The organism is Spartinivicinus poritis, assembly GCF_028858535.1.
GTDB lineage: Bacteria > Pseudomonadota > Gammaproteobacteria > Pseudomonadales > Zooshikellaceae > Spartinivicinus > Spartinivicinus poritis.
Window position 1 is genome coordinate 1 of sequence record NZ_JAPMOU010000129.1, and the last position, 2,816, is coordinate 2,816.

The window sequence follows — 2,816 nt, forward strand, 5'->3', positions numbered from 1 at the left end:
ATTCAACACTTTTCAATTGCATTTAGTGACCGGATTAAATTAGACTAAAATTTAAAGAGCAGTTACACAATTTAAATCACAGACTCCATGAACGACACATCTTATGCTATCCTTCACGTTAAAGTGCATGCATCCTCATCGATCGTCATTAATTCATCCCAATTATAACGGAGTGTCATTTCCCTAGAGTCTTCTTGATTGGCTGCCATATATATGACTTGCAGTGACGTATCTTCCTTATCAACTCTCCACCAATGTATATGTATGGTTAGGTAATCGTCATCAAGCTGTATTCGCACGTCGTCATGTTTTTCTGCATACCCCGGCCAATACCTGGATACCTCACCTTGTTTGTTGCTTGTACGGTTGCACTCCTCGTCGTAACTGAACGCCGACTGCCATCTTTGTTGAAAATGTCCCTTCCCTGCTTCTAGGTCTTGGTCCACGTCCACACAAGTGGAGGGTACCTGTATTTCCACCCTTACTCTATGTGAAGAATTTTGAGAAGTCTGGGTCTCTGGGCCACTTGGCAAAATATAATAAAAGTTCACATCTCCCTTATCTATACCTATGCTGTCTTTCACGATCGTTAGTTCGTTGACTCCTGGAGCAGCCAGGTATTGATGGTCCCGGCTCCTCAGATATACAGTTTCGCTTTTATCTCCCCTGCAAGCACTTTCATCAAACACACCACCCACACTCTCAAACATCACACTGTAGAGGGTATTAAAAGAATGACTACTAGCCGGATTCACCTTAGCATGTACGACCAGGACAGCCATATCATGATCTTTCATCCTCACCCTTCTAGTCGCAAGATCCGACTCTGCTTTGCTCTCTTCTTGAACCCAGTTACCTTCCTCATTACGTTTAATGAACTCCCAACCACCAATAGTGTGACCACTTAGTGCTTGATCGATTGATTGCTCTCCATCCATTACTTCCTCGTCCCACGTTGACCAACTTAAGCTATTTGCATTCCTTCCATTATATGGACTCAATCCCCACCCAACAGCACTGCCTCCAGCCCTATCAATCAGTACTCCATACCGACCTATTACTTGACGAGCTAGTGCATCTTCCTGCGCATTCCCTAATCTAAACTCCATGTTTTCGGCTCTGTTTGTACCCATGATTTTATCAATTAGCCAGACTAACGGCCGACCTAATTCCCTGGCAGCACTCATAAATCCATATAAAGCCTTCTCTCCTGTGGTCGTGTCTACAAGCATTCTTCCTGCAGCTTCTTCGGCTGCAATCCATCCCCTTGCAGTAAGTGCAGCGATTACTACAATAGCTGCAGCAACAGTTAAACCTGCACCAGCAGCAGCTGCACCGCCGGCGCTCATTACTCCATACCCCTTCAATGCGGTAACACCTAGTTGAGCTAGTTCAATTCCCAGTAATACCCCAGCTTCTGCAGTATTAACTTGGTTTGTTGGTGATGGTTCGTTAATTACATCGTTCAATGTAAGACCGAAAGCAAGCCCAGCAAGCGCTATGTTAGCCCCCTGTATGGCATGACCAGCGGTTCTACCTACCCCGGCTTTCTCCCTCATAGCATCCTTAAAACGCTGGGGGAGGACATCGTAATCCATCCCAATATCATTTAAGCGATTTCGCATTTTATGTACATGAAGGGCGTCGGCTGCTCGTTGTACTGGCTCATCTAAGACTTGAGCCAACACAAATCCCGCGTTATTGGCTACACCTAGAGCTTTCCGTGCTATTACATTTTTGTTTTTGCTTTCGATAGCCGTATTTAAGTCCTTCGCATCGTTAGCTAGGTTTTTTGTGTTACTTACTCCAATTAGTAGGTTTCCTGCTGCACTTGCATTTTCTAAATGCGTAATTGCACGACTATACGTCATTTGTACCATAGGTTTCATATCCTGGGTCTGTGTTGGCTCTCCGATTTTTTCTGTGGGTTAGATGACATGGTTTAATCTTAGTGAACACTTTTACCCCACCAAGGTATTCTCCAAGGACAATCGCGCTATTTCTGCTATATCTACTGGTTGCGGGTTTACAGGAGGAGAGGAGTTTGCCTGGAAACCTCAGTCAATCGAGGTATGCATGATGAATAACTATACTTCTGCACTCTAAAGATAACTGTAGTCAGTATGGGGTCATCCCCCCCCCGCTGCGATTATTTATTACACAATTAGTGTCGTAAACTAAAAAAAGCTAGCGTTTAGCTCAGCGCTCCTTTGCTTGCAGCCCTAACCTACGGTCATTTCAAAAACTTCCGATAACATGCTACTATCGGCTTTTTTCAACGTCTGTCGTGGAGTACAACGAATGCAGCTGCCAACTAACAAACAGCTAAAAGCTATGCGAAACCAGGCCAAGTTTTTGCTAACAACTTGGCCAATAAGCTGGACAGTGCAGGGTTTGGAGCTGAAGCAGCGAAAACTGTTGAATAACCAGGAGGCGGGCTGAGTATAAACAAAAAAAGCAAGTTCCGGTTCCGATCACAGAATAATCAAATCACCCCTGCAGCCCTTTAAAATCCACAAAATTAGACTTAGACAAACCGGAAGCGCCTAAACACACCAAAGCATATGCAGAGATAAAAACAACAAATTAGGTGGGGTAGTCAGCAAATCAAAGGTACTTTTTCGCCGTTTTCATTAACTTTCTACAGCCCCTACACCAACATGAAGAAGAAAGCTATAAGAACTACTATAAGCCTTACTATATGGGCTTCTATATCAAAGTTGATAGCAAACCTTATAGTCAATACTGTAGACACTTTTATGCAGCAATAGCCCCATAGTCGCTTAACTGTTCATACACTTGAGCGACTTTTTTAT

Annotated in this window: 2 protein-coding genes; one reads left to right on the forward strand and one right to left on the reverse strand. The window is 43.8% G+C overall.

Annotation, left to right across the window (positions count from 1 at the left end; translation table 11 throughout):
* Window positions 1-113: 113 nt before the first annotated feature.
* Complete coding sequence (locus ORQ98_RS29200; protein ID WP_274692348.1) at window positions 114-1,880, reverse strand: hypothetical protein; 1,767 nt, start codon at window positions 1,878-1,880, stop codon at window positions 114-116.
* Window positions 1,881-2,301: 421 nt separating this feature from the next.
* Here ORQ98_RS29200 and ORQ98_RS29205 point away from each other — a divergent pair, with 421 nt between their 5' ends.
* Window positions 2,302-2,442 carry a hypothetical protein gene (locus ORQ98_RS29205; RefSeq protein WP_274692349.1) on the forward strand — a complete coding sequence of 47 codons (141 nt, stop codon included), beginning with the start codon at window positions 2,302-2,304 and terminating at the stop codon, window positions 2,440-2,442.
* The last annotated feature ends 374 nt before the right edge of the window (window positions 2,443-2,816 follow it).